This is a genomic window from Marinobacter suaedae (assembly GCF_030519635.1).
Taxonomy (GTDB): Bacteria; Pseudomonadota; Gammaproteobacteria; order Pseudomonadales; family Oleiphilaceae; genus Marinobacter; species Marinobacter suaedae.
This window is the reverse complement of record NZ_JAUMIS010000001.1, coordinates 1,748,019-1,773,951: the sequence shown is the minus strand read 5'-3', so window position 1 is coordinate 1,773,951 and position 25,933 is coordinate 1,748,019. Positions and strand designations below refer to the sequence as shown.

At 57.7% G+C, this 25,933-nt stretch carries 26 protein-coding genes and 1 tRNA gene; 12 read left to right on the top strand and 15 right to left on the bottom strand.

The window, feature by feature from the left end; all coding sequences use genetic code 11:
• Nucleotides 1-143: 143 nt before the first annotated feature.
• Together QVZ43_RS08090 and QVZ43_RS08085 are read left to right on the top strand one after the other, a co-directional pair.
• Entirely contained in the window at nucleotides 144-482 is a 339-nt protein-coding gene (locus QVZ43_RS08090; protein ID WP_302909516.1) for a hypothetical protein, read from the top strand.
• A gap of 5 nt (nucleotides 483-487) precedes the next feature.
• The gene (locus QVZ43_RS08085; RefSeq protein ID WP_302909515.1) at nucleotides 488-1,597 is read left to right on the top strand and encodes a phospholipase A; all 1,110 of its coding nucleotides are present in this window, start codon (nucleotides 488-490) and stop codon (nucleotides 1,595-1,597) included.
• Between the two features lie 76 nt (nucleotides 1,598-1,673).
• Here the strand turns inward: QVZ43_RS08085 and QVZ43_RS08080 are convergent, their stop codons facing one another.
• The 10 genes from QVZ43_RS08080 to QVZ43_RS08035 all read right to left on the bottom strand — a co-directional run bounded on the left by QVZ43_RS08080 (nucleotide 1,674) and on the right by QVZ43_RS08035 (nucleotide 11,860).
• Nucleotides 1,674-3,026, bottom strand: a complete 1,353-nt coding sequence (locus QVZ43_RS08080) for a phosphohexomutase domain-containing protein (RefSeq protein WP_302909514.1) — start codon at nucleotides 3,024-3,026, stop codon at nucleotides 1,674-1,676.
• A gap of 8 nt (nucleotides 3,027-3,034) precedes the next feature.
• The gene (bfr, locus tag QVZ43_RS08075) at nucleotides 3,035-3,511 is read right to left on the bottom strand and encodes a bacterioferritin (protein ID WP_223795794.1); all 477 of its coding nucleotides are present in this window, start codon (nucleotides 3,509-3,511) and stop codon (nucleotides 3,035-3,037) included.
• A 154-nt stretch (nucleotides 3,512-3,665) separates the two neighbouring features.
• Complete coding sequence (locus QVZ43_RS08070) at nucleotides 3,666-3,875, bottom strand: bacterioferritin-associated ferredoxin (RefSeq protein ID WP_223795793.1); 210 nt, start codon at nucleotides 3,873-3,875, stop codon at nucleotides 3,666-3,668.
• Between the two features lie 87 nt (nucleotides 3,876-3,962).
• A complete protein-coding gene (pepQ, locus tag QVZ43_RS08065; RefSeq protein ID WP_302909513.1) occupies nucleotides 3,963-5,255 on the bottom strand; it encodes a Xaa-Pro dipeptidase in 1,293 nt (430 codons plus the stop codon).
• The gene (locus QVZ43_RS08060) at nucleotides 5,248-6,165 is read right to left on the bottom strand and encodes a LysR family transcriptional regulator (RefSeq protein WP_302909512.1); all 918 of its coding nucleotides are present in this window, start codon (nucleotides 6,163-6,165) and stop codon (nucleotides 5,248-5,250) included. The genes pepQ and QVZ43_RS08060 overlap by 8 nt, the downstream gene beginning before the upstream one ends.
• Before the next feature lie 60 nt (nucleotides 6,166-6,225).
• Complete coding sequence (locus QVZ43_RS08055; protein WP_223795790.1) at nucleotides 6,226-7,245, bottom strand: ABC transporter ATP-binding protein; 1,020 nt, start codon at nucleotides 7,243-7,245, stop codon at nucleotides 6,226-6,228.
• Complete coding sequence (locus QVZ43_RS08050) at nucleotides 7,242-8,240, bottom strand: ABC transporter ATP-binding protein (RefSeq protein WP_223795789.1); 999 nt, start codon at nucleotides 8,238-8,240, stop codon at nucleotides 7,242-7,244. Before QVZ43_RS08050 ends, QVZ43_RS08055 begins: the two co-directional genes overlap by 4 nt.
• Nucleotides 8,241-8,244: 4 nt before the next feature.
• A complete protein-coding gene (locus QVZ43_RS08045) occupies nucleotides 8,245-9,177 on the bottom strand; it encodes an ABC transporter permease (RefSeq protein ID WP_223795788.1) in 933 nt (310 codons plus the stop codon).
• Complete coding sequence (locus QVZ43_RS08040; RefSeq protein ID WP_223795787.1) at nucleotides 9,174-10,223, bottom strand: ABC transporter permease; 1,050 nt, start codon at nucleotides 10,221-10,223, stop codon at nucleotides 9,174-9,176. Before QVZ43_RS08040 ends, QVZ43_RS08045 begins: the two co-directional genes overlap by 4 nt.
• 74 nt (nucleotides 10,224-10,297) lie before the next feature.
• On the bottom strand, nucleotides 10,298-11,860 hold the full coding sequence (locus tag QVZ43_RS08035; RefSeq protein WP_223795786.1) for an ABC transporter substrate-binding protein: 1,563 nt from the start codon (nucleotides 11,858-11,860) through the stop codon (nucleotides 10,298-10,300).
• 320 nt (nucleotides 11,861-12,180) lie between these two features.
• On the opposite strand from QVZ43_RS08035, the gene QVZ43_RS08030 reads away from it, so the two are divergent.
• From QVZ43_RS08030 to QVZ43_RS07995, 8 genes are all read left to right on the top strand, one after another.
• Nucleotides 12,181-12,720: a YaeQ family protein gene (locus QVZ43_RS08030; protein ID WP_302909511.1), complete on the top strand. Its 540-nt coding sequence runs from the start codon at nucleotides 12,181-12,183 to the stop codon at nucleotides 12,718-12,720.
• Nucleotides 12,721-12,810: 90 nt separating this feature from the next.
• Nucleotides 12,811-12,887, top strand: a tRNA-Arg gene (locus QVZ43_RS08025).
• 187 nt (nucleotides 12,888-13,074) lie between these two features.
• Nucleotides 13,075-13,146, top strand: coding sequence for a pyrroloquinoline quinone precursor peptide PqqA (gene pqqA / locus QVZ43_RS08020; RefSeq protein WP_007153157.1), 72 nt, complete (start codon nucleotides 13,075-13,077; stop codon nucleotides 13,144-13,146).
• A gap of 60 nt (nucleotides 13,147-13,206) precedes the next feature.
• On the top strand, nucleotides 13,207-14,136 hold the full coding sequence (pqqB, locus tag QVZ43_RS08015; protein WP_223795357.1) for a pyrroloquinoline quinone biosynthesis protein PqqB: 930 nt from the start codon (nucleotides 13,207-13,209) through the stop codon (nucleotides 14,134-14,136).
• Nucleotides 14,133-14,864, top strand: a complete 732-nt coding sequence (pqqC, locus tag QVZ43_RS08010) for a pyrroloquinoline-quinone synthase PqqC (protein WP_302909510.1) — start codon at nucleotides 14,133-14,135, stop codon at nucleotides 14,862-14,864. Before pqqB ends, pqqC begins: the two co-directional genes overlap by 4 nt.
• A gap of 8 nt (nucleotides 14,865-14,872) precedes the next feature.
• Nucleotides 14,873-15,145, top strand: a complete 273-nt coding sequence (pqqD, locus tag QVZ43_RS08005) for a pyrroloquinoline quinone biosynthesis peptide chaperone PqqD (protein WP_302909661.1) — start codon at nucleotides 14,873-14,875, stop codon at nucleotides 15,143-15,145.
• Nucleotides 15,142-16,296, top strand: a complete 1,155-nt coding sequence (pqqE, locus tag QVZ43_RS08000) for a pyrroloquinoline quinone biosynthesis protein PqqE (RefSeq protein WP_302909509.1) — start codon at nucleotides 15,142-15,144, stop codon at nucleotides 16,294-16,296. The genes pqqD and pqqE overlap by 4 nt, the downstream gene beginning before the upstream one ends.
• A gap of 58 nt (nucleotides 16,297-16,354) precedes the next feature.
• Nucleotides 16,355-18,133 (top strand): alpha/beta hydrolase family protein, encoded by a 1,779-nt coding sequence (locus QVZ43_RS07995; protein WP_302909508.1) that lies wholly within the window; start codon nucleotides 16,355-16,357, stop codon nucleotides 18,131-18,133.
• A gap of 24 nt (nucleotides 18,134-18,157) precedes the next feature.
• Here the strand turns inward: QVZ43_RS07995 and QVZ43_RS07990 are convergent, their stop codons facing one another.
• The 5 genes from QVZ43_RS07990 to QVZ43_RS07970 form a co-directional block, all read right to left on the bottom strand.
• Nucleotides 18,158-18,469: a c-type cytochrome gene (locus QVZ43_RS07990; RefSeq protein ID WP_302909507.1), complete on the bottom strand. Its 312-nt coding sequence runs from the start codon at nucleotides 18,467-18,469 to the stop codon at nucleotides 18,158-18,160.
• 61 nt (nucleotides 18,470-18,530) lie between these two features.
• Nucleotides 18,531-19,820, bottom strand: a complete 1,290-nt coding sequence (locus QVZ43_RS07985) for a PQQ-dependent sugar dehydrogenase (RefSeq protein WP_302909506.1) — start codon at nucleotides 19,818-19,820, stop codon at nucleotides 18,531-18,533.
• 254 nt (nucleotides 19,821-20,074) lie between these two features.
• Nucleotides 20,075-21,451 carry a WS/DGAT/MGAT family O-acyltransferase gene (locus QVZ43_RS07980; protein ID WP_302909505.1) on the bottom strand — a complete coding sequence of 459 codons (1,377 nt, stop codon included), beginning with the start codon at nucleotides 21,449-21,451 and terminating at the stop codon, nucleotides 20,075-20,077.
• The gene (locus QVZ43_RS07975; protein ID WP_302909504.1) at nucleotides 21,448-22,452 is read right to left on the bottom strand and encodes an alpha/beta hydrolase; all 1,005 of its coding nucleotides are present in this window, start codon (nucleotides 22,450-22,452) and stop codon (nucleotides 21,448-21,450) included. The genes QVZ43_RS07980 and QVZ43_RS07975 overlap by 4 nt, the downstream gene beginning before the upstream one ends.
• 119 nt (nucleotides 22,453-22,571) lie before the next feature.
• The gene (locus QVZ43_RS07970) at nucleotides 22,572-23,267 is read right to left on the bottom strand and encodes a Crp/Fnr family transcriptional regulator (RefSeq protein ID WP_302909503.1); all 696 of its coding nucleotides are present in this window, start codon (nucleotides 23,265-23,267) and stop codon (nucleotides 22,572-22,574) included.
• A 115-nt stretch (nucleotides 23,268-23,382) separates the two neighbouring features.
• On the opposite strand from QVZ43_RS07970, the gene QVZ43_RS07965 reads away from it, so the two are divergent.
• Both QVZ43_RS07965 and QVZ43_RS07960 read left to right on the top strand, forming a co-directional pair.
• Entirely contained in the window at nucleotides 23,383-24,930 is a 1,548-nt protein-coding gene (locus tag QVZ43_RS07965; RefSeq protein ID WP_420890895.1) for an arylsulfatase, read from the top strand.
• Between the two features lie 17 nt (nucleotides 24,931-24,947).
• A complete protein-coding gene (locus QVZ43_RS07960) occupies nucleotides 24,948-25,925 on the top strand; it encodes an AAA family ATPase (RefSeq protein ID WP_302909502.1) in 978 nt (325 codons plus the stop codon).
• Nucleotides 25,926-25,933: the final 8 nt, after the last annotated feature.

Here is a 25,933-nt window from a genome sequence, read left to right as displayed (position 1 = left end):
TGAACCCTGGCAAAAAAACCAAGTGGCTGAATCAAGGTAAAATCCTTCCATAAATTCATTGCCATTTATTCAGCCTGAAAGCACCCGAGCGCCTGTCACGCTACTATACGCCCTGACGACCAACCCCCTTTTCCGGAGCCATTATGATGCAACCCAACGCCCCCTCACCTCACCCACTTCGCAAGGTCCTGTTGATTGCTGAGTTCGGTGCGCTGGCGATACTCCTCGGCTCCATGGCCTGGTTTTCCAGCCACACGGCGGACGGAGGGACTCTGCAGGCGGGCTGGCTGCTGATCCCCGCACTGGCGAGTCTGGTGGTTTTCCTGAGCTTTATCGGGCTGATGTACCTGCGCTGGGTGGCAGCGGCCGATGCCGGCAGTCGCGTTAAACACAAGATTATTTTTGGCCTGCTGGCTGCGACCCTGATGGGGGTCTGGCTGTACGGCATCACAAACACCTGGCTGAGCATCCAGGCTGGATGAGCGCCATGACCGCAAAACGATTGGCCGCACTGGCAGTGATGGCACTGTGGGTACCGACCCTGCTAAATGCCCAGGAATCCAGTAACAACAGCGCGGACGGCGAACTCAGCATGGCAGACTGCGCGCTGATCGAGAACGGCGTTCAGCGATTGGCCTGCTACGACCAACAGCAAGACCCGCAAGCCGCTCGCAAGTCCGCATCGCCAGAACGACTGGAAGACGTTCAGCAGGAGGCTGCCGAAGTAATCCCTTCACCGAAAACGGATTCAGCTGATCCGGCGACGGCCTCGGACGAAGGAGTGATGGATGACGTTCTGGATCGGTATCTGGCCGCCGAAAAAGCCATATTTTCCTTTTCCGGCAGTTTCGTCGGCTACCGCCCGACCTACATCCTGCCGATCAGTTACGTGGTTGATCCCAATCCGGCTCCCGCCAGTCCGACCCTGGGAGCCACCAGCTACGACTACGACCTGGAAAAGGAAGAGGCCAAGTACCAGATCAGTTTCAAGGTTCCCCTGCTGACCGGGCTGATGCATAAGCGCACCACACTCTGGTTTGGCTACACCCAGAAGTCTTTCTGGCAAGTCTACAACCGGGATTCTTCGGCACCCTTCCGCGAAACCAATTACGAACCGGAGATTTTCGTCCGGTACCAGGCCGACTGGAAACTCGGCAAAGGTAATCTGAACGCCCTGACGTTCGGTTTCAATCACCAGTCCAACGGCCAGTCCGAACCCCGGTCCCGCAGCTGGAACCGCCTGATGGGCTCCGCCGGATACAGCTACGGACGCTGGCTGTTCCTGGTACAGCCCTGGTACCGGATTCCGGAGGACCGGGATGACGATGACAACCCGGACATCGAGCGCTATCTGGGCCACGCCAACTACATCACCGTGTACAAACTCACCGAAGACCGGACGTTGTCGATGCGGCTGATGAACAATCTCCGCTCGGAGAACAACAAGACCTCGGTCGAGCTTGGCTACAGCTTCCCCATGGGCGACACCGTGCGAGGCTTTATCCAGTATTACAACGGTTACGGGGAAAGCCTGATCGACTACAACCAGCGCATCCAGCGATTTGGCATCGGCGTGATGCTGAACGACTGGCTGTAATCTTCAGGGAAAGACAGTAATGGATCGCCCGCTCGGCCAGCGTATATATGGACCGAACGGGCTGGCAGGAATCGCCTTAGTGGTTAAGGCGATCCATCTCGGCGAGCAGTTCTTCAGTTTTTGCTTCCATCAACGCTTTGTCGCCCCGCGCTTCCACGTTCAGCCGGACCACCGGCTCGGTGTTGGACATGCGCAGGTTAAAGCGCCAGTCATCGAATTCGATGCTCACGCCGTCCACCTTGCTCACGCTACCACCCTGTTCGCTGTACTTGGCTTCAATGGCCGAAATAACCGCTTTCGGGTCAGCGATGGTGCGGTTGATTTCACCACTGGCGGGATAAGCCTCAATCCGGGCGTCGATCAGGGAAGACAGTGACTGGCCGGACTGGCACAGACGCTCGGCCACCAGCAGCCAGGGAATCATGCCGCTGTCGCAGTAGGCAAAATCCCGGAAGTAATGGTGGGCGCTCATTTCGCCACCATACACGGCGTCTTCGTCCCGCATCCGCTGTTTGATGAATGCGTGGCCGGTTTTGCTTTCCACCGGCGTGCCACCCGCCGCTTTGACGAGGTCCAGGGTGTTCCAGGTCAGGCGCGGATCGTGGATGACGGCGCCACCGCCAGTCTTGCGCAGGAACTGGTCCGCCAGCAGACCGACAATGTAATAGCCTTCGATAAAGCGACCGTTTTCGTCAAAAAAGAAACAACGGTCGTAATCACCATCCCAGGCAATACCCATGGCCGCTTTTTCCGCCACGACCGCCTCCGCGGTGGCGGACCGGTTCTCCGGCAGGATCGGGTTGGGGACCCCGTTCGGGAAGTTGCCATCGGCCTCGTGGTGGACTTTCACGAACGTGAACGGCAAATGCTGTTCGAGCTGGTCAATCACCAGGCCTGCGCCACCGTTACCGGCATTACACACAATGCTCAGAGGTTTCAGGGAGCTGGTATCGATGTACCCCAGAAGATGCTGCACGTAGTCGTCCATGGCATCGATCGTGTCGTAGCGACCCTTCTGCGGCGCGTCGGTAAAGGGTTCCAGAACCCGGTCACGAATGTCGTTCAGGCCATTGTCGGAACTGATCGGGCGGGATTCCGGCCCCACCATTTTCATCCCGTTGTGGTTTTTCGGGTTGTGACTGGCGGTGACCATAATGCCGCCGTCCATACCGTAGTGGCTGGTCGCGAAGTACACCTGCTCTGTGCCGCACAGACCGATATCGAACACATCGGCACCGGCCGCCATCAGGCCGTCACTCAAGGCCCTGGCAATGTCCGGGCTGGATAGCCGGATGTCGTAACCGACGATGACTTTTTTCGCCCCGGTGACTTCCACGTAGGCGCGCCCGATACGCTCGGCCAGGTCCGGGTTCAGTTGTTCGGGTACCTGGCCACGAAGGTCATAGGCTTTAAAGCAGGACAAATCCATTATCAATCTTACTCCGCAGGTGCTGACTGTAGCTGTATGTAGTTCTGTATGCCCATCTGGGCAATCAGCTCGAGTTGAGTTTCGAGCCAATCAATGTGTTCTTCCTCGCTGTCGAGGATGCTCCGGAATAATTGCCGGCTGCCGTAATCCTGAACCTGCTCGCAATAGGCAATGGCTTCTTTCAGCTCAGCCACCGCAGCCACCTCAAGTTTCAGGTCACAGGAGATCATTTCCTCAACGTTTTCACCAATCAACAGTTTGTTCAGGTCCTGGAGATTGGGCAAGCCTTCCAGAAAGAGGATCCGCTCGATCAGTTGATCGGCATGCTTCATTTCATCAATGGATTCCTCGTATTCCTTGTCCGCCAGCTTGGTGATGCCCCAGTCCTTGTACATGCGGGAATGGAGGAAATACTGGTTGATCGCGGTCAGTTCGTTGGCGAGGACTTTATTAAGATACTGCACAACCTTCTTGTCGCCTTTCATCGTCGGGGCTCCTTCTCAGGTTTGTGTACCGTCAGCAAAGGATAGCCGGTTCCGGGTCAATAAAAAATTGCAGACGGGAAAGAAGTGCAGACAGGAATCAGTTAAAGCAAAGCCGGCAGGCCTGCCGGCTTTGTTGGCTGAGGGACATCGGTGATCAGGCGGCAGGCTGAGCCAGCATATCGGCCAGTGCGACGTAATCGGGAGTGGTGCATTCATCGAGAATGTCCCGCGCCATGCGGGCACAACGGCCACACTGGCGCGCCACGCCAAGCTCCATACCCAGCTCACGCATGGAGGTTACGCCGTTCTCGGCAGCTTCACGGATGGCCCGGTCGGTGACGCCCTGGCAGAGGCAAACGTACATACTCACTCCCACTGACAAAAATATCGTTAGTGATAATTATTGTCATTTGCATCCCGAAGTGCAAGGCCCAGGCGTTTCGAATTGTTATCAGGCCGCCAGTTCCCGGGTCAGGTTCCGATGACCGTCCTCGGTGACGACCACATTATCCTCAATCCGAATGCCGCCACAGCCCCGAAGCTCCTCAATCACCGGACGGTTGAAGTGATTAGCCAACGGGCCTTCCAGGACCGGATCCAGCAGGGACGGGATGATGTACAGGCCCGGTTCGATGGTTACCACCATGCCTGGCTCCAGGGTGCGGGTCAGACGCAGGAACGGCGCATCGTCCGGAGACGGCGTGCGTTTGCCGGCCACATCATGAACCTGCACACCCAGGAAATGCCCGATGCCGTGGGGGAAGAAGGCACGGGTAACGCCTTCGGACACCAGGGTTTGCTCGTCCAGTCCCTGCACGATGCCCGCGGCAATCAGCAGTGCGGCAATGCCTTCGTGTGTCTTGCGGTGAATGTCCACATACGCCACGCCCGGCGCCACCATCTCGCACAAACGCTTCTGCAGTTGATCCAGCCCATGAATCAGTGCCGCAAAACGGTTTTCGCCCGGCGCCGCGGTGGTACGGGTAATGTCCGAACTGTAGCCACGGAAGCGCACGCCGGCATCGATCAGCAGGCTGCGCGAGCTTGAGGGGGCATCCACGTCGTAGTACTGGTAGTGCAGGGTTCCGGCGTGTTCGTTCAGGCCAATGATGCTGTGGTACGGGGACTCCGCCTCACGCTGGCCGGTGGCCTGCTGGTACGCGAGGCTGATGCCAAACTCACTTTCGCCCGCCAGAAAGGCATCCCGGGCCGCACGATGCCCTTTGACCGCCAACGCATTGGCCCGGGCCATACAGGCAATCTCATACGGTGTTTTGCGGACGCGGGTCTCTTCAACGGCCTCCAGCAGGGCAGACGGGTTGTGTTCGCCGGCCACATCGCCCAGATAGGCGGGGTCACCGATGACTGCCATCTTGCCCGCCTCATCAATAGCCGGTATCTCTCGCTGGGGGATAAACCGGATATCCACGAGCTGGTGCCAGGGCTCTTCCGGGAATTCCGGGTTGGCGTGCCAGAAGTCCACCGGCTGGAACAACCAGAGCACCGGTTTTTGATCCGGGCGAATCAGCAACCAGCTGAATTCCTGATCCACCAGCCCTGTCCAGTGCACGAAGGGGCCATAGCCGTGGAACACCCAGCCCTGATCGTCCGCGTAACGCATTGGGGCGGCGCCGGAGCTGATCAGCAGGCTGTCGTAACCCTGTGAGGCCAGGGCCTCTTCGTATCGGTGCTGAAGAGTCCGGATGTGGTCGACCTGGAGGGCCAGTAATTCAGAATCAGACATGGTGTTGCTCTTCCAGTGTTTTCCAAAGCGTTAATAGATCTTGTGAGCGCGGCTCTCGCAGGCGAATCAGGCAGATATCCACGGGGATGTCCCAGTGTTCCTCTCCTGCCCGGACCAGGCGGCCAAACTGCTCACTTTTTTCCGTCATACGTTGCGGCAGCCAGCCCATGCCAAACCCCTGCTTGACCAGTGCCTTGATGCTCGCTGAATGAGGACTTTCATTGAGTGGCAACAGGTTCGCCGACAACTTGCTCTGACCCAGGTGGGCTTCAATGGCCGAGTAGAGAAAGCCGCGGGGATGATGGGCGATTAATGGCACCGGCTGCTCTGGACTGCCCGGTAACGCAAAACGGGGGTTACCCTGATCGTCGGCTACGCTGACGGGGACCAGCAATTCCTCGCCGAGCGTCAGCCACTCGTAGCGTTCGGGCGACAACCGCTCCCGCCAGGGCAAATACCGGTGCCAGTAGCACAGCACCAGCTCACACTCGCCATCGTCCAGTGCATCCAGGAACTGCTCACCCAGCCAGTTGGTGGACTTCAGGTTCAGTTGCAGGTCGTCCTCCACCCCGGATGCAGCCAGCCACTCCTGGTAGAAGTGGGAAAACAGGCTCTGGGTGGACCCCACGCTGATCCGGGATTCGGCTGCTTCTTCAAGGGCCTGGATCCGTTCGCGGGTCTCGCGAACGTCACGGGTCGCCCGCTCGCAAAACTCGAAGAACACCTCCCCGGCCGGAGTCAGGGTGAGAGGCAGGGTCTGACGGTCAATGAGCGTCGTCCCCATGGCCTCTTCCAGCAGTTTGATGCGTCGACTGAACGTCGGTTGGCTCACGTGCTGCAATTCAGCCGCACGTGAAAAATGGCGGGCCCGGGCCAGCGCCATAAAATCTTCAAGCCAACGTAAATCCATCATGCCACCAGAAGCTGTTCATTCTGATGGCATGATAGCGTATCGGGCGCACCGATTCGCTTAAAGGCGGCCCTCTTCCACCGCGTGGCAAGCCACCTGAGCACCACCGTCGGTGGCGATCAGCTGGGGAATCTCCTGCTTGCAACGCTCGTTGGCGTACGGGCAGCGACCATGGAACACACAGCCGGACGGCAGGTTGACCGGGGTCGGAACCTCGCCCTGCAGACGGATGTGGTTCGGACGGTCGTCTTCCAGCTTGGGAATCGCCGACAGCAGCGCCTGGGTATAAGGATGGCGCGGGGTGCTGAACAGGGTCTTGGTATCCGCCAGCTCGCACACACGTCCCAGGTACATCACCGCAACACGGGTACCGAAATGCTCAACCACCGCCAGATCGTGGGTGATGAACAGGTAGGTCAGGTTGCGGCTTTCCTGGGCGTCCATCAGCAGGTTCAGAACCTGGGCCTGGATGGACACATCCAGCGCGGAGATCGGCTCGTCCGCCACGATGAACTCAGGGTCTACGGCCAGAGCACGGGCGATGGCGATCCGCTGGCGCTGACCACCGGAGAACTCATGACCGAAGCGGGCGCCCCAGTCTGGATTGATACCGACGGAGTGCATCACCTCGTGCACCTTGTCGCGGACTTCCAGTTCGGACCATTCGGGATGATGGAAACGGATCGGCTCTTCCAGGGTCTTCTGGATGGTCATCCGCGGGTTCAGGGACGCGTACGGATTCTGGAAGATCATCTGCATCTTGCGACGGTACGGCAGCACCGCGTCGCCGCTCAGGTTGTCGATCCGCTGGCCATCGTAATGAATCTCGCCAGCCGTCGGGGACAACAGGCCCATGACGGTACGGGCCACGGTGGACTTACCACAACCGGACTCGCCCACCACGCACAGGGCTTCACCCTTCTGAACCTGAAGGTCGACGCCGTTGATGGCATGCACGGCTTCCTGGCGACGCTGGAATTTGCCGTTCTTGAAGGTAATCTGCTCCAGCAGGCCACCGGTCAGATCAAACTTCTTTTCCAGACCCTGGATGTTTACCAGTGTGGATGACTGGGAGGTCATGATTCGGCCTCCTGCATGCGTTTCTCCTGCTCGATGAGATTGCTGACTTCATAACAGGCCACATCGACGTTGCCGGAGCGCACGTACTGTGGCATTTCGCGCTTGCACTGTTCAGTAGCGAATTTGCAGCGCGGGTTGAACGGACAGCCCGTGGGCACGTTCTTCAGGGATGGCATGGAGCCGGGAATCTGGAACAGGCGGCCACCGGGCTCGCCCATCTGCGGCAACGCGTTGATCAGCCCCTGGGTATACGGATGCTGGGCGTCGTTGATGATTTCCTTGGTCGATCCCTGCTCGATGATGCGCCCGGAATACATGACCAGCATGCGCTGGGTCACCTGGGACACCACACCGAGATCGTGGGTAATCAGCATCAGGGCCACGTTTTCCTGCTCACACAGTTCCAGCAGCAGGTCCATGATCTCTGCCTGGATGGTGACATCCAGTGCAGTGGTCGGCTCATCGGCGATGATGATTTCCGGATCCAGCAACAGCGCAATGGCGATGATCACACGCTGGCGCATACCGCCGGACAGCTCGTGCGGATACTGGTCCAGACGCTTCTCCGGCGACGGAATGTAGACCTTGCGCAGTTTCTCCAGGGCAATCTCGCGCGCGGCCTTCTTGCTGATCTTCCGGTGCGCCAGGATGGCCTCAACCATCTGCGTGCCGATGGTCAGCACCGGGTTCAGGGTCATCATCGGGTCCTGGAAAATCATGGCAATGCGATTACCACGGATCTTGCGCAGTTCCCGCTCGCTCATGGCCGCCAGGTCCTTGCCTTCGAACAGGATCTGGCCACCGGCGATGTAGCCGGGGCGGGCGATCAGGTTCAGGATGGAGAACGCAGCAACGGATTTACCGGCACCGGACTCACCCACCAGGCCCAGGCGCTCACCCTTGTCGAGAGTGAAGCTGATACCGCGCAGCGCCTTCAGGTCGCCGCCACGCACCGCAAAGCGGACATCAAGGTTTTTAACTTCCAGCAATGGCATGACGTTACCCCTTGTACAGCCGTGGATTCATGACATCCCGCAGCCAGTCACCCAACAGGTTGATGACCAGTACGAGTACCACCAGCACGAGGCCCGGGATCAGGGTGATCCACCAGGAGCCACTCTGGATGTAGTCAAAGCCGGACTTGATCAGGGAACCCAGGGAAGGCTGGGTTTCCGGCATACCAAGGCCAAGGAATGACAGCGCCGCCTCGGAAATAATCGCGTTGGCGATCTGAACCGTGGCGATAACAAAAATCGGTGACAGGGTGTTCGGCAGAATGTGGCGGAACATGATCCGCGGGGTGCCAAAGCCCATGACTTTCGCGGCATCCACGTACTCTTTCTTCTTCTCCGCCAGCACGGAGGCACGCACTGTCCGGGCAATCTGCGGCCATTCAGACACACCGATGATGAAGATCAGCATGTAGATGGCGATTTCGCCAAACATCAGGCTGCCGAAGGTAGCCTTGACCACCGCACCCACAATGATGGCAACCATCAGGGTGGAGAACGACAGCTGCACGTCCGCAATGCGCATCAGGATCGCGTCCACCCGGCCACCGAGGTAACCGGCCAGCAGGCCAAACAGGATACCCAGGGCAGCCTGCAGGACAACGGCACCGAAGCCGATCATCAGGGACACCCGGGTGCCGTACAGGATGGTGGACAGCAGGTCACGCCCCTGGGCGTCGGTGCCCAGCGGGAAGGCTGCGTCAGAGCCCGAGAGGCCAACCGGTGGCAGTTCGGAGTTCATGATATCGATCTGGGTCAGATCGTACGGATCGGTCGGTGCCAGCAACGGTGCAAACACCGCCGCAAACACCATCAGCATCAGAACCAGGAAGCTGGCAATCGCCACCTTGTCGCGTTTGAAGCTGTACCAGAAAAAGGAGTCGCGAAAGCGATCCCAGCGGGAAAGAGTCGCCGTCGTCATGCTTTCTTACCTGTCAGTTTTACCGTCGGGTTTACCAGTCCGTAGATCAGGTCGACCAGGGTATTGGTAATTACGAAAATCAGACCCACCACCATCAGGTAAGCCACGATCAGAGGAATATCACTGCGGGTAATGGCCTCGAGGAACATCAGGCCCACGCCCGGCCACTGGAACACGGTCTCGGTCAGGATGGTGTAGGCCACCATGATCCCGATCTGTACGCCGCCAACGGTAATGACCGGCAGCATGGTGTTCTTCAGGGCATGCAGGAAATTAATACGCGGAGCGGCCAGGCCCTTGGCACGGGCGTAGCGGATGTAATCGCTCTGCAGCACTTCCATCATCTCCGCACGAATCAGACGGATAAACAGCGGCAGCATGATGGAGGCCAGGGAAATCGCCGGCAGCAACAGGTGGAGCAGACCATCCTGGCTGAAGAAACCGGACTCCCAGGTACCGAACAGATGGGTCAGCTCGTCACCACGGCCGTAGGACGGCAGGCCACCGTTGGTGGACAAAGCACCGTTCAGCCAGCTGCCCCAGCCGGTGTCTTCCGGGAATAGCGTTACCGTGACACCGATGGAAAACAGTTGAATCAATACAATGGCCGTCAGGAATACGGGAATGGAAATACCCACCGTACTGACACCCATAAAGAATTTGGAAAGCCACGCCTGCGGTCGGATGGCGGCGTATACGCCAATGGGTACCGAGAACAGGACGATGATCAATGTTGCGCCGATGACCAGTTCCAGGGTCGCCGGCAGGTTCTCGAGAATGACATCCACGGTGGGCTTGCCGTAGAAGTAGGAGTTACCGAGGTCGCCCTGCAGGGCATTACCGGCAAAACGGAGGTACTGAACCACAAACGGGTCGTTCAGTCCCAGTTCGTCACGGAGTTTTTCCCTCTCCTCTTCGGAGACGGACATTCCTACCATCTCTTGAAGCGGGTCACCCAGGTTATCCTGAATGCTGAAGGCAATCACACTGATCACAAACATGACCAGCAGCGCCTGTGAAATCCGCTGAACCAAAAACGCTAACATGAGTTATTTCCGGAGATTACTGAAAACAAAAGGCCGGCTCCGGTCACCCAAAGCCGGCCTGCCCATAGAGACGATTACTCTATGACGAGGTCACCCAGGTACGGGAAGTTCATCACGTTGAGAACCGGCTCGATCTTCACGTTCTTCTTCGCAGCCCAGGCAAGATCCTGCCAGTGCAGCGGAATGAAGGCCGCGTCTTCGTACAGGCGCTGCTCAACGGTCTGCAGCATCTCTGCACGCTTGTCCAGATCGGTCTCGACGTTGGCCATTTCAACCAGCTTGTCGAGTTCCGGGTTGCAGTAGTTACCAGCGTTGTACTGGCCTGCACCGGTTTCGGAATCCGGACAGAAAGTCAGGAACTCGTAGAAGTTCGCTGAATCCTCGGTGTCGGCGTGCCAGCCGATCATCATCATGTCTGCCGCACGGTCATCAAACTCCGGCCAGTACTGGGCCTTCGGCAGAGTCTTCAGGTCTACCTTGATGTTGATGCGGGACAGCATCGCGGCAACCGCCTGAGCGATCTTGTCGTCGTTCACGTAACGGTTGTTCGGCGCCATCATGGTGATGGTGAAGCCATCTTCATAACCGGCTTCTTTCATCAGCTCCTGGGCCTTGGCGATGTCGTAACGCGGCTTCAGGTTGGGGTTGTGACCCTGGTAGCCTTCCGGAGACATCTGGGCAGCCGGGGTTGCAAAACCCTTCATGATCTTGGCGGCAATGCCTTCCTGGTTAACCGCGTAGGCGATGGCCTCGCGAACCTTCGGGTTCTTGAACGCTTCAACACGCTCCTGGTTGAGCTGGAACATGATGATGCGGGTACCGGTCATGGTGACCAGGTCCACGTTCTTGTCGTTGCGGATACGGTCCAGATCGGTGGGCGGTACCGGCGCGATGTAATCAACACCGCCGGACAGCAGCGCAGACACACGGGTGTTGTTTTCTTTGATCGGCGTCAGCACGATCTTGCCAACGTTACCCGGAGACTCGGTGTCCCAGTAGTCGTCAAAGCGCTCGAACTCAACGCGAACGCCCTGCTGGCGATCGGCAACAACGAACGGACCAGTGCCGGACATGTTGCGGGATGCGAAAGAACCGCCTTTCTTGTCGATCAGGTCCTTGGCTTTGCCATCTTCGGTTTCGCCGCTGTAGAACTCGCTATCCATCGGGAAGATGTAAGTCGCCGCGTTCAGCAGCAGCGGGTACGGCTTCTCGGTGACCAGCTCGAAAGTGTGGTCGTCAACAATCCGCACTTCAGTGAACGGACGGAAGATCGCCTTGTAGTCAGGGCTGGACTTGAGACGTTCAAAGGTGAACTTCACGTCTTCAGCAGTCAGCTCGTTACCGGAATGGAACTTGACGCCCTCACGCAGCTTGAAGCGCATGGTGGTTTCATCAACACGCTCCCAGCTCTCGGCCAGACGCGCCTCGAAGCCAAGATCCTTGGTCCAGCGCAGCAAGGGATCGAACGTCATGTGGCTCAGCTGGAGCATGCCACCGGAGAGCTGTTCATGAATATCGAGGGTCACGGGGTCGGCGTCATACGCCATTTTGAGTTCCTTGGTCGCCTCGGCAGACATTGCCATTGGCGCGGCCGAAAGGGCCATGGAACCAACAAATGCTGTCAACAGTTTTTTCATCGCGTTTTCCGTCGCAGTTTTGAGAATTTTATTGGTACTTCGGCACCTGGCGGCGCCCAAAGACTGCGCAAAAACTAGTCTCGGAAAACCATTACAGCAATCGAAATTGCAAAATTACGCTATGCGCGAAGTGAATGACAAAAATTAAGCATCATTAAAACAAGGTGTTATAGAGACAAGCCGACGACGCAGACAGTGACTAATTTTTAATCCCGGACCGGTTTCGCGCACGAAAAACGATTTCAGATGTCATCAATTCAAGGTAATTGCTCCGGCTAACTGCGATAATCTGACCTGAATTCGACCGCTCCGGAAACAGCATGGCACTCAAAGCAACCATCTTTAAGGCGTCCCTGAACATTGCGGACATGGACCGCCACTATTACCAGGACCACCACCTGACCATCGCCCGCCACCCATCGGAGACCGACGAGCGCATGATGGCACGGGTTCTGGCTTTTGCCCTGAATGCCAGCGAACACCTGGAGTTCACCAAAGGGCTGAGCACCGACGATGAACCGGAGCTGTGGCAAAAGAGCCTGAGCGACGAGATCGAACTCTGGATTGAACTCGGATTGCCGGAGGAGTCCCGGTTACGCAAAGCCTGCAACCGGGCAAAGAAGGTCCTTCTATATACCTATGGGGGACGAGCGGTGAGCCTGTGGTGGGAAAAGCACCGGCACAAACTGGAGCGATTCAGCAACCTGAGCATCGTCAACCTTCGCCCGGAAGACACCGCTGCCCTGGCGGAGCTGGCCGAGCGCACCATGAATTTCCAGGTCACGATTCAGGATGGCGAAGTGACCATCAGCAATGAAAACGCTCTGGTGAATATTACGCCTGAGCCATTGCCAGCCTGAGGAACCACCCGCCACAAGAGGGACTGGACAGCGCCCCGCTCCACACGTAAGATTGCGCACTCGAAATTGACGCACCGCGTTACATTTCACCCGCCCGTAGCTCAGCTGGATAGAGCGCTGCCCTCCGGAGGCAGAGGTCAGAGGTTCGAATCCTCTCGGGCGGGCCATTTATTTCAAAGGCCTGCGTGAAAACGCGGGCCTTTTTTTTGGGCTGTGTCCAGGCAGCGCAAATTTATTTCCAAGTGCCATTTCAAAGTTTCCGGAAGAGCAACTACTCTGATTGGAGAGTTGCCGAAAAATCGGTCAACGTCTCATGAAAGTAGCCCTTTTATAACAAATAGAGAGGACACCAATATGTGGACCAAACCAGCTTATGAAGACCTGCGCATTGGCTTCGAAGTCACCATGTATTTCGCCAATCGTTGAGACCTGAACCAACGGCCAGTACACGGACAGGCTGACCACCCCCTCCCCGGAGTGTTCCAAATGCAGATTCATGTACTTGGTTCCGCTGCAGGGGGAGGTTTCCCCCAATGGAACTGCAACTGTCACAACTGCGATGGGTTCCGTAAAGGCACGTTGAAAGCTCAGGCTCGTACTCAGTCCTCGATAGCCATCAGTGAGGACGGCGAGCACTGGATTCTCTGCAACGCCTCTCCGGACATTCGCGCGCAGCTTGCCTCTTTCGACGCCATGCAGCCCGCTCGGGCCGTGCGCGATACGGGCATCAGTGCGGTGATGCTGTTTGATAGCCAGGTCGACCACACGACGGGCCTGCTCATGCTCCGTGAAGGCATGCCTCTGGACGTCTGGAGCACGACTCAGGTGCACGAAGATCTGAGCAGCGGCTTTCCTCTTTTCAACATGCTGAGACATTGGAACGGTGGCCCACGTTGGCATGAGATCCCATCCTCAGATCAAACCTCTTTCAGCATCCCATGCGCGCCGTCGTTGCGGCTGACGGCCATTCCGTTACTCAGCAACGCGCCACCTTACTCACCGCGACGCAACAATCCCCACCCCGGAGACAATATCGGTCTGTTTATCGAGGACACCCGCAATGGCGCGACCGCACTTTACGCACCTGGGCTCGGCAAACCTGACGCCAATATTCTGGCTTGGATGGATAAGGCGGATACCCTAATGGTGGACGGCACGGTGTGGCAGGATGATGAGATGCAGCGCTGTGAAGTGGGCACCCGGACCGGGCAGCAAATGGGGCACCTGGCACAAAGCGGCCCCGGTGGAATGATTGACGTTCTGGACGGCATGTCTGCGGAACGCAAGATCCTGATCCACATTAACAACACCAATCCAATTCTGGATGAATCTTCAAAGGAACGCGCCATTCTGGCCAGTCACGGCATTGAGGTGGCGTATGACGGGATGCACCTTGAACTGTTGGGGCACAAATGAATCGGGCAGACTTTAAAGCCGCACTTCTCGCAAAAGGTAAGTATTACCATATTCATCACCCCTTCCATCAAGCCATGTACAGCGGTGATTGTTCGCCGGAAGAAATTCGCGGCTGGGTAGCCAACCGTTACTATTATCAGGTGAATATTCCGCGCAAGGATGCCGCGATCATGGCCAATTGTCCGGACGCATCGGTGCGTCGGTTATGGCTTCAGCGGGTGCTGGATCATGACGGCCATGATGAAGACGAAGGTGGCATCGAAGCCTGGCTGAGCCTGGCCGAGTCAGTAGGGCTAAGCCGCGAGGAGGTCGTCGACCAGCGTCACGTATTGCCCGGCGTCCGGTTTGCGGTCGATGCCTACCTGAATTTTGCCCGTCGTGCGACCTGGCAGGAAGCTGCCTGCTCCTCGCTGACAGAGCTGTTCGCGCCGGAAATTCACCAGTCTCGCCTGGACAGCTGGCCCACCCATTACCCCTGGATCAAAACCGAAGGCTATTCCTATTTCAGAAAGCGACTGTCCGAGGCCCGTCGGGATGTTGAGCATGGACTTGCGATCACACTGGACTACTTTACGACGGCCGATCAACAGGAGCGGGCGCTGGAAATACTTCAGTTCAAACTGGACATCCTGTGGACGATTCTGGACGCCCTGACCATGGCCTATCGCCACGGCACGCCACCCTATCATACCGTCACCGACCAGCCTGTCTGGCACCGGGGGGTGTAATGGACGACATGATCAAACCGCACCTTGTGCCTCGGTTCAGAGTCGGTTTCCGCTTTCAATGGGAGCCGGCGCAGAACGCTTATGTGCTGCTTTATCCGGAGGGGATGGTGCGGCTCAACGGCAGTGCGGGAGCCATACTGAGTGAAGTGGATGGCGAACGTTCCGTCGCTGAAATGGTCCAACGCCTGGAGGAACGCTACCCGGATGCGGGGCCGCTGTCTGATGATGTGATGGGCTTTCTTGGGGAGGCCCGGGAGAACGACTGGATTGATCTGATATGACAGACTGGGAAATAACGCCAGAACATCGTTCAACGGAGGTCGGGCCGCCGCTCTGGTTGCTGGCAGAGCTCACTTACCGTTGCCCTTTGCAGTGTCCCTATTGCTCGAACCCATTGGATTTCGCCAACTCCCAGAAAGAACTCAGTACCGAACAGTGGACGAGTGTGCTGCGGCAGGGACGCGAGATGGGGGCCGCGCAGCTCGGCTTTTCCGGGGGCGAGCCACTGGTCCGTCAGGATCTTGCTGAACTGATTGGAGAGGCCCGCCACCTGGGGTATTACAGCAATCTGATCACCTCCGGCATTGGCCTCACCCAAGCCAAGGTAAAGGCTTTCCTGGAAGCCGGGCTGGATCATATACAAGTCAGTTTTCAGGCGTCTGATTCCGAGCTGAACAACGCATTGGCGGGTTCACGAAAAGCGTTCGAGCAGAAGCTGGCCATGGCCCGGGCCGTGAAGGAGGCCGGCTACCCGATGGTGCTGAATTTTGTCATTCACCGCCATAACATCCATCAGATGAATGACATCATCGATCTCTGCACCCGCCTGGACGCAGACTACGTTGAGTTGGCCACCTGTCAGTATTATGGCTGGGCCTTCAGAAACCGGGAGGGACTGATGCCCTCAAAGGCACAGCTGGTGACCGCAGAAGCAACCGTGAAATCCTACCGGGAACGGCTGGCAGCCTCGGGCTCCCGGATGAAACTGATCTTTGTCACCCCTGACTACTACGAAGAGCGCCCAAAGGCCTGCATGAACGGCTGGGGAAGCCTGTTCCTGACCGTCGCGCCTGATGGCACCGCGCTGCCATGCCACAGTGCGCGAATGCTGCCGATCGACTTTCCCAATGTCTGCGAGACCGATCTGCGGACGATCTGGTACGACAGCCCCGGTTTCAACCATTACCGTGGCGACAGCTGGATGCCGGAGCCCTGTCGATCCTGCGACGAAAAAGACAAGGATTTCGGCGGTTGTCGGTGTCAGGCCTATCTGCTCACGGGCAACGCGGACAATGCAGACCCCGTGTGCAGTAAATCACCGCACCATGATCGTGTTCTGGCGGCCCGACGCGCTGCCGATCATGCCACCGCGGGGCTGGAGGATTTGACCTATCGCAACACCGAGAACTCCCGGCTTTTCTTCCGGAGCTGATATCCCGCAACTGACCGCCGAACAGGCCGCTGCCGGATTGATACAGCGTAGCGAGCTTGTGGCCTCGCAAGCCGGTGTCTTCTGGCTCGAATCCGACCCTGCCTCCGGCCTCAATCTGATTCACACCCTGGCCGAGTCTGGCGAGGGCTCTGTCCCCTTACTGCCTGATACCCTGGGCGTCCGAAGCCAGGTGAACGGCTATGGTGGTGGCGCCTTATGCGCGGCCCCGGATCGGCTATTCGCCATAGAGTCATCCAGCCAGCAGATTTACGACATCATGCCCGAGACCGGTATTGTCAGCGCAGTGACCGATGACGCCAGTGCCTGCTTCGGCGGCCTGGTGTGGGATCGGCACCGGGAGCGGCTGCTCGCCGTGCGGGAAGATGCCGACGGCCAGCAACTGGTCGCTATTCGTCAGGGGAAGCTGGAAACGCTGCATCAAGGTGAGGACTTCTACAGTGCGCCTGCGGTATCCGACAGCGGCCGGCAACTGGCCTGGATCAGTTGGCATTTACCGGATATGCCGTGGGTTTCGTCGGTGCTGTGGCTGGCCCGTGTCGATGACGATGGCATGCTTGTGGACGCCAGGCCAGTCATGCCCTTCCAGTCTCCAACTCGCGCCTGCGTGCAGCAACCGGTATTCGTGGGCGAAACCCTGTACGTACTATCGGATCATCTGGGCTGGTGGCAGCCCTGGCAAATGGATGAGAACCGGAGCTGGCGTTGTCTTGACGACACCCAGGCCGACCAGGCGAGCGCACCCTGGCAACTGGGTGAATGCCAGCATTTGCCGCTGCCAGAGGGCGGATGGCTGCGGGTGCGGTACCTCAGTGGTATTGGCGGACTGTGGTGGCAGCCCGATAGGGACGCTTTGCCGCAGCAACTGGGTACGTCCTATGTTGATTTCCGATGCCTGACACGGCAAGGAGACAGGGCCTACTGCATTGCGCGGTCATCGGACCGGCTGGACGCTGTCCTTTCTGTGGATATGGAAACCGGCCAGATCCATGTGCTGGCTGGCGGCGAGAAACCATTTGATGAGGTTGTCCTTTCATCGCCAGAGCCATTCCGGCTTCCGGAGAGTGAGGAAACAGCGTTTGTCGTGAGTGGATTTTACTACCCACCTGTGCGGTCGCAGTCTGGACAAACGGATAACGCCCCGTTGGTCATGATCGCGCACGGAGGGCCCACCGCCATGATCTGCCCCGTGCTGAATCCGCAGGTTCAGTTTCTCTGTCATCAGGGTTTTGCCGTTGCCGAGGTGAACTATCGGGGCAGTTCCGGTTTTGGGCGCGACTTTCGGCTGTGCCTGGCTGGCCAGTGGGGTGTTCTCGATGTTCAGGATATCGAGTGCGCCGCCAGACACCTTGTCAGTGAGGGTAAGGCCAGCGCTCAGGCCGCCTTTATGCAAGGGCGCAGCTCGGGCGGCTACACGGCACTCATGGCCCTGGTCTCATCAGCTTATTTCACCGCCGGAGTGAGTCAGTTCGGAGTCAGTGACCCCGAACGCTTGCGGGCAATGACCCATCGTTTTGAATCGGGCTATCTGGACTGGCTGCTCGGTTCCTTCGAGGAAGTGCCGGATCGATGGAGGGAGCGTTCGCCCCTGATGCAGGCTGACCGCATCCAGCAACCCATGGCTTTTTTCCAGGGTGGACAGGATGCCATTGTGGTTCCCGAACAGACTCATCGTATGGCAACGGCGATACGTGCAAACGGCCGGGAGTCGTTCGTACAGGTGTATCCCGATGAGGGGCACGGCTTTCGAAAGGCGTCGAATCAGGCGGATATGCTGACTCAACTGGCCGTATTTTACCGACAGTGCCTGCAACGCTGATTACGCGCTCGTCGGGAGGCTTGCCTACTTACCAATCTGGGAGATGAAGCCTGAAAGGTTGGCTATATCTTCATCACTCAAATTTCGCGCATTCGGAATCATCAGACTGGAGTTTGCCCCCACCCTCTCACCAGCGCGATAGGTTTCGAGACGGGATTGAAGGTAACTCGCATCACGTCCCGCCAGGGATGGAAAACTCGCCATGCCCTGGGCTTTGGGACCGTGGCACTGGGCACAATTATTCGCAAACAGTTTTTTACCCGCCTCCAGATCCGCCGCCTGCAGGGCAGTGGAGGTCAGAGCGATGGTTATCGCACACATCAGAATACGCAGCACAGGTTGTCCTCAATTGTCTGGTGGAAACCGCACTGCCCTGTGGCAGTGCGGTCGGCCGTTTTTACTCGGCGGTAAACCGATGAATCTGACCTTCATCCGTGGCGACATAGAGAGAACCATCCGGTCCCATCACCAAGCCACGGAAACGGGCCGGTCCGGCTGACAGAGGCATCTCTGTGTTATCCACGATTTCCGGCCCCTCTGGCACCAGGTTGATGACATTAATACGCTGGCCTACAGGCGTGTCACCGAAACCAATGCCCAGGAAACTGACCACCAGACGACCGTTCCAGTCACCCCACTGCTCACCCTCCAGGAACGCCGCACTGCTGATGCCCTGAGAATAATTGTTATTGGTCCACAGTGGCTTCATGGCATCCGGGTAGGTTTCGTAATCGGTCATCGGCATGTATTTCCTTCTTTCGTTAGGGTCCATGCCGTCATTCTGGTTTGGCTCATAGCCGCAGTAGTTGTCCGGACAATCGCCACGTCCTGCCATATTAGGCCGGGGGTCCCATCCACTGTTACCACCGGGCACCAGGGCATTTACTTCATCGGTATGCCATGGGCCATGTTCGGTGATAATGGGCTGATGACTTTTCGGATGAAAGGCGATGCCCTGAACGTTGCGGTGGCCGTAGGTGTAGGTGCGGGCATCGAATCCATCCGGTAACGCGTCAGCGTTCGTCGGGGCTGCCTTGCCATCACGATCAATGCGCAGGACCTTGGAGCCTAGGTTGTCTCCGAATTGCGGCAGGCTGCTGTTGTGATTGTCACCGGTGGTCACGTAGAGAAAACCATCACCCGGATTAAAGCGGATGCGGCCTCCATTATGAGCTCCTGCATCACCGAAGGGGTGATCTGTAGGAGCCTGCTTATAGGGAATGTTCTCCACAATGTCTGTGCGGTCCGAGACACTGGAAAAATCATCGCTGACGGTCAGTCGTAACACTCGGTTCGTCGCAGGGTCGTCACCCATGCGGGAGGCGGAATAAACGAAAACAGTCCGGTTGCTGTCGAAATCCGGATCCAGAGCCACACCATTCATGCCCGCTTGTCCGTGACAGAACAGATCGTCGGCGGTCATGGAATAGCCTTCGGTGCCGCCCATGCCAAGCAGATTATTGACCGTACCATCCGGTAGTCGGACCGAGAGGCCTTTACACTTCTCCGTAACAAACATGGTTCCATCGGACAGGAAGGCCATATCCCAGGGCTTGTCGAGGCCATCCATGAAAACAGTTTGATTGATTTGGGCCGGTTGGGCCTGCAAGCTGATCGGCAACCCCAGCAATACCGACGAGGCCGCGACGGCACTCACATAACGTATGTAAGAGGATTTTTTCATCATTCTTGAACCATCCGTATTGTTCTTGTGTTTATGAAATACATCTCATAAACAGATTAGGTCTGGTCAAAATTTAGTCAAGTTTGCCCTTATCCCTCCCGAGGCAGGGAGTCAGAGGCTCGAACCCTTTCTGGCAGGCCATATGTCAGGAAAAAAAAGAGCCCGCTAACTAGCGGGCTCTTTTGTGGATTACAACCGTTCAACACTCTCAATAAACGCTGAACCAGGTAACCTGCTCGCAAAAATCTGCGGGCAACTCACCCGGCCTCGTCTACGGACTGCAAGGCAGGGCTGATCCCCAGCTCGCGTTCCAGTTCGCTCAAGGCATCCTCCAGCCCGGTTGCCAGGCGCTGCATCTGCGGCAGCGTATCTCTGCAGGCAATAATCCCGACATTCAGGAAACCGGCATGACTGTAACAGGTAAAGCTTACTGCCAATCCCGGGAAAACAATGTTGGCAGGATAGAGATGTAGCAGGCGCGCACCCCGAAGATACTTTTCTTTCTTGCCTCCCGGCACATTGGAGACGACCGTATTGAACATCGGCGCAACGTGTTTGGCCGCACCGGTCATCATAGAGGCAATCGACGGCAACATGCTCAGGATCGAGTATGGCGTCCTCATTTGTGGTTCAAGGCCAAGGATTTGCTCCTTGGCAATGCTGGTGGACTCACTGACCTTTTTCAGCCGCAACACCGGATCGGCAATGTTGGTGCCGATCATGCTGTAAATCATGCCCACCGAGTTACCAATACTCTGATCGCCTTCCGAACGCAGGGACATGGGAATCGCGGCGGTCAGGCTTGTTTCTGGCAGCGCCGTTTTTTCTTTGAGGTAATCGCGCAGGGTCCCCCCAACCAGGGTAACCATGACGTCGTTCAGAGTAACCCCTGCGCGGCTGGCGACAGTCTTTAGCCGGTCAAGCTCGAAGGCCTGGGTCGCGAATCGCCGCTGGGCGCTGATGGCGCCGTTGATGGCCGTCTTTGGTGCAGAACGAAGCGTCGTCAGTCGGTCGTCACTACTGAACAGACGATACAGCTTACCGGCGGTCCCCAACAGGGCCTGGGTAGAGGGAACCCCCCGGGCTGCGCTCATCTGAAAGGGCTTTTCGGGCGCCGGATGAACCCAGAAGGGAGGCATCCGATGGTCCGTAGCGCTTTCCGACAACCCCCTCATCAGCAGGTTGGACGCGCTGATGCCATCAACCAGCGCATGATGAAACTTGACGTAAATGGCAAAACGCCTGCCTTCAAGGCCATCGATGAAATAACACTCCCAGAGCGGCTTGCGCATGTCCATGGGCTGGCTGTGAAGGCGGGCGACCATTTGTCCGAGCTCTCTTTCACCACCGGGTTTCGGCAGCGACAGATGACGCACATGGTATTCAAGGTCAGGATCAAAGGTTTCCTCCATGACCGGTGCCAATTGCCACCGTGACGGCGAGCGCAGCTTCTGGTTCCACGGGGCGCAGATGCGGGTCTCACTGCGCCAATCATCGACCAGTTTTCGGACGAACTGCTCGCCTGCTTTCGCCGGACGCTCGAACACCATGAGGCCAGCCACGTGCATGGGGGCAGAAGGGCTTTCCAGCTGAACAAAAGCGGAATCCATTGGGGAGAGTCGTTTGTACGTCATGTTATCTCTGTGTTTCTGTTATCAGTGAGGTGTTGTTTGATGAACGCTGTCATGTCATCCCGCGCTTGCCTCGCCTCCGGCATCCAATCCTCCAGAAGCGGAAAGGCGTGAGGCATGCCGGGCCACTGTGCGAGTTCCACCTCCACACCAGCGGCGCTGGCCTTACGCGCCAACAGCGCACTGTCATCCGCCAGGAGTTCGGAACTACCGGAGAAAATCAAAAGCGGGGGCAGCCCCTTGCATTCGCCCATGAGCGGCGAAATTTCCGGGCACGAGGCGTCAGCCTCACCGACGTACCAGTCGCGCGCCCGGGCAAGGTCGGCCAGGGGCAGCATTGCATCCGTACGGGCGTAGACTGAGCGGGAAGCCGCACCATGCAGCCGCGCAAGATCCAGAACCGGCGACACAGGCACGGCACACGCAGGCATGGGCAGCCCAGCCTTTCGAATTCTAAAAAGAAGGGCGACAAGCAGATTTCCGCCGGCCGACTCACCGCCAATCACGATGCGCTGGGGATCGATGCCGGCATTCAGCAGGAACCGGTAGGCCCGTTCACAATCGTCCAGCCCTGCCGGATACGGGTTGGCCGGTGCAAGCCGATAGTCCGGAACAAAAGCGTCGGCATCGAGCGAACGGCACAGGCGCTGGACAAAGGTGAGATGGCCATCAGGCAGGGCTGGAAGAACAAAGGCTCCACCATGCAGCCACAGAAGAACCGGCTTATCCGATGGAGCGAAGGGCTCGCCAAGGATATGCCCCGGCACCGCCCGCTCGTTATCGCCTAAGATCTGGTAGTCGAAGTTGGCAAGTTGACCGTTGCGCGGAAAACGGGCCGCAAGATTCAGCTGCGCTTTCGCGACCCGGCGCTCTCCTCCCCTGATAACAAAGGCGAGTAAAGGTCTTACAATCCAGCGCAGACAGACGAGAACGCAACGGGACCTGAAGCCAAGATGCAGTTCAGGGCGGGCATAGCGTGTTGACCAAGTTTCTTTATTCACCATCCATGATCCGAACAATTACCAATTGATCCAATCATGAAGAAAATAATTACGGGTCAGGTTTCTTCCCATGCCCTTTTTTTGTCTTCTTACGCCACCGGGCGAACACTTGCAGGATAGGGCTATTCATCGAGACCGGTCAGAAACGTTTCAAAGCGGGCTGGGTTAGTCAAGGTGATGGTGCCGTATTCCAGACTCACCAGATTCTCTTGCTCAAACACACGTATGGCTTTCTGAGCGGCCTGCCGGGTCAGCCCGACCATGTTGCCCACCTGTTCACGGGTTAACCGCAGTCGCATCGGCTGCTCGGTGATTTTGCCGTCGCCCTGGAAAATTTGCAGAAACAAAAGCCGACGCCCCACCCGCACCGGAATACTGCGGGCAGTGTCATCCTCGATGATCATCATGGCGGCACACATCCGTCGTGCTAACTGATCCACAATCACCGGGTAAGCCTGCGGGTAGGTGGCCAACAGTCTATGAACCTGCGCCTCGGAAAACTCCAGAACCTCCACAGGTTCATGGGCTATCGCCCCATAGACCCTGGCCGGTAGAGAACAAAAAACCGCATCACCCAACCAGTTGCCCGCCCCCACGATGGTCAGTATGGATTCGCGTCCGGAGGGCAGCGTGGACGTTACCCGAACCGAACCCGAAACGATCACGGTCAGAGCCTTACCACTGGCGCCTTTGATATACAGCGCCTGTTCTTCATGGAAGCTTTTGTAAGTGCATAGGCTGGCTGCCTCTTCCAGACCTTCCGGGGGAAAACCAGCGAAGAGGGCACAGCGGGACAGTATTTGCGACGTTTCAGACATGGATAATTGTTATTCTATTAACGGTGTTTCTCTTCACTCCCGCCGTAGACTACAGCAAGCCGACACCAATGACTCGGCCCGGACTCCACCAGCAAGGTTTACACGGGAGAACAAGATGAACAACAAGCGAACCGGCCTGACCCGACTGCTGACAAGCCTCACAGTCTTTGTGACCGCGATGCTGTCTCACGCCCTTCAGGCCGCCGAACGGCCGAACATCCTCGTCATTATGGGGGATGATATCGGTATCACCAATATCAGCAAATACAGCCACGGCCTGATGGGCTACAAAACCCCGAATATTGATCGCCTCGGTAATGAAGGCATGATGTTTACTGACTATTACGGCGAGCAGAGCTGCACGGCCGGCCGGTCAGCGTTCATTACCGGCCAGCACCCCATCCGCACCGGCCTCACCAAGGTCGGCGTACCGGGTGCGCCAATTGGCATTCAGCCCGAGGACCCCACCCTGGCCGAACTGCTCAAGCCGCTGGGTTACGTGTCCGGGCAGTTTGGCAAAAACCATCTCGGCGACCGGGATGAATTCCTTCCGACCAACCACGGCTTTGACGAGTTCTTCGGTAATCTCTATCACCTGAATGCCGAAGAAGCACCGGAAGATCCCGCCTGGCCGGACGATCCCCAGATCACCAAGCTGGTCACCCCCCGTGGTGTTATCCGCAGCAGCGCCGACGGCAAGATTGAGGATCTCGGGCCTCTGAATACCCAGCGCATGGAAACCATCGACGAGGAATTCCTGCAAGCCACGCTGAGTTTCATCGATCGGGCCCATGCCGAGGAAAAGCCGTTCTTTGCCTGGTTCAATTCCACCCGCATGCACTACTACACCCATATCAAGGACGAAACCAAAGGGCTGTCCGGCCAGGGCTTCTACAACGACGGTATGGTTGAACACGACAACCATGTGGGTGAGTTGCTGAACAAACTCGATGAACTTGGCATCACCGACAACACGATTGTTCTCTATACCACCGACAACGGCGTTCACTTCAACCAGTGGCCGGATGCGGGCATCACGCCGTTCCGCGGCGAGAAAAACACCAACTGGGAAGGGGGCTTCCGGGTGCCGGCCTTCGTTCGTTGGCCTGGAAAGATCGAGGCCAATACCGTCTCCAACGACATTATGGCCCACCTGGACTGGGTGCCGACACTGATGGCCGCCGCAGGCGAACCCAACATCAAGCAGAAGCTGCTGGACGGGCATAACGCTGCGGGCAAATCCTTCAACGTGCACCTGGATGGCCACAACTTCCTGCCCTACCTGACCGGCGAAGCCGAGGAAGGCCCTCGGGATCAATTCATCTATGCCAGCGATGACGGTGACATTATTGGCCTGCGTGATGGCGACTGGAAACTGGTGTTTGCCGAGCAGCGGGCAAAAACCTTTGAAGTCTGGCGTAATCCGTTTGTGAAACTGAGAATTCCGAAGATCTTCAACCTGCGGCAGGATCCGTACGAGCGTGCTGACCAGAATTCCAATGTCTATGAACGTTGGCTGGACCGCAAACTGCAGGCCCGGGCCATTCCGGGCGTCATCCGGGTCAAGCAGTTCCTGGAGACCTTCAAGGAATACCCGCCCAGACAGCGACCGGCCACCTTCACGATTGACCAGATCATGGAGCAGTACCTGAGCTACGACTAGTAAGTGAGGAGTAAGGCATGAGCCCCTGGCAAGCAATGAACGCCCTTCGGGAAAAGGTCAACAGTCAGATCCTGGGCCAGTCGGAACTGGTCGATCAACTGATCGTGGCATTGCTTGCCAACGGCCATGTTCTGCTCGAGAGCCAACCGGGGCTCGCCAAAACCCGGACCGCAAAAACACTGGCGCAGGCACTGGATGCGACGATGAAACGCATCCAGTTCACCCCCGACCTGCTGCCATCGGACCTCACCGGCTCGGAGGTGCTGCATCATGATGGCCAGCACCAGAGCTTCCGTTTCGAGCCGGGCCCCCTCTTTGGCAACCTGATTCTTGCCGATGAGATCAACCGGGCGCCCGCCAAGGTGCAGGCCGCTCTCCTGGAAGCCATGGAAGAAAGACAGATCACGGTAGCCGGCCACACGCATACAATGCCGTCCCTGTTCATGGTTCTGGCAACCCAGAATCCGATTGAGCAGGAAGGCACCTACCTGCTGCCAGAAGCCCAGATGGATCGTTTTCTGATGAAAATTACACTGAGTTACCCGTCTCACGAGCAGGAGTGCGAAGTGCTGCGACTGGTCAGAGGCGAGGAAATTGCCAGTGACACCGGGGGCTCGGACAACCAGCAACCGATTGCCAGTGAATCGGTTCTTCAGGCACGCAAGGAAATCAGCGAGCTTTTTGTATCCCCGGCCATCGACAGCTACGTGGTGGACCTGGTTCACGCGACTCGGCCAGAGGTGACATCGGACGAGACCATCCGCAACTGGGTCGAGACCGGCGTCAGCCCGCGCGGTGTCATCGCCCTGGACCGCGCCGCCCGTGCCCATGCCTGGCTGGCGGGACAGGACCACGTCACCCCGGACAACGTCCGTGCGGTGTGCCACCCGGTGCTCAGGCATCGCCTGCGATTCAATTACGAGGCGATCGCCAACGAGGTGCAGGCCGACCAGATCATAGACCGATTACTGGATCGGGTTTCCATACCCACTTGAGGTTTTGG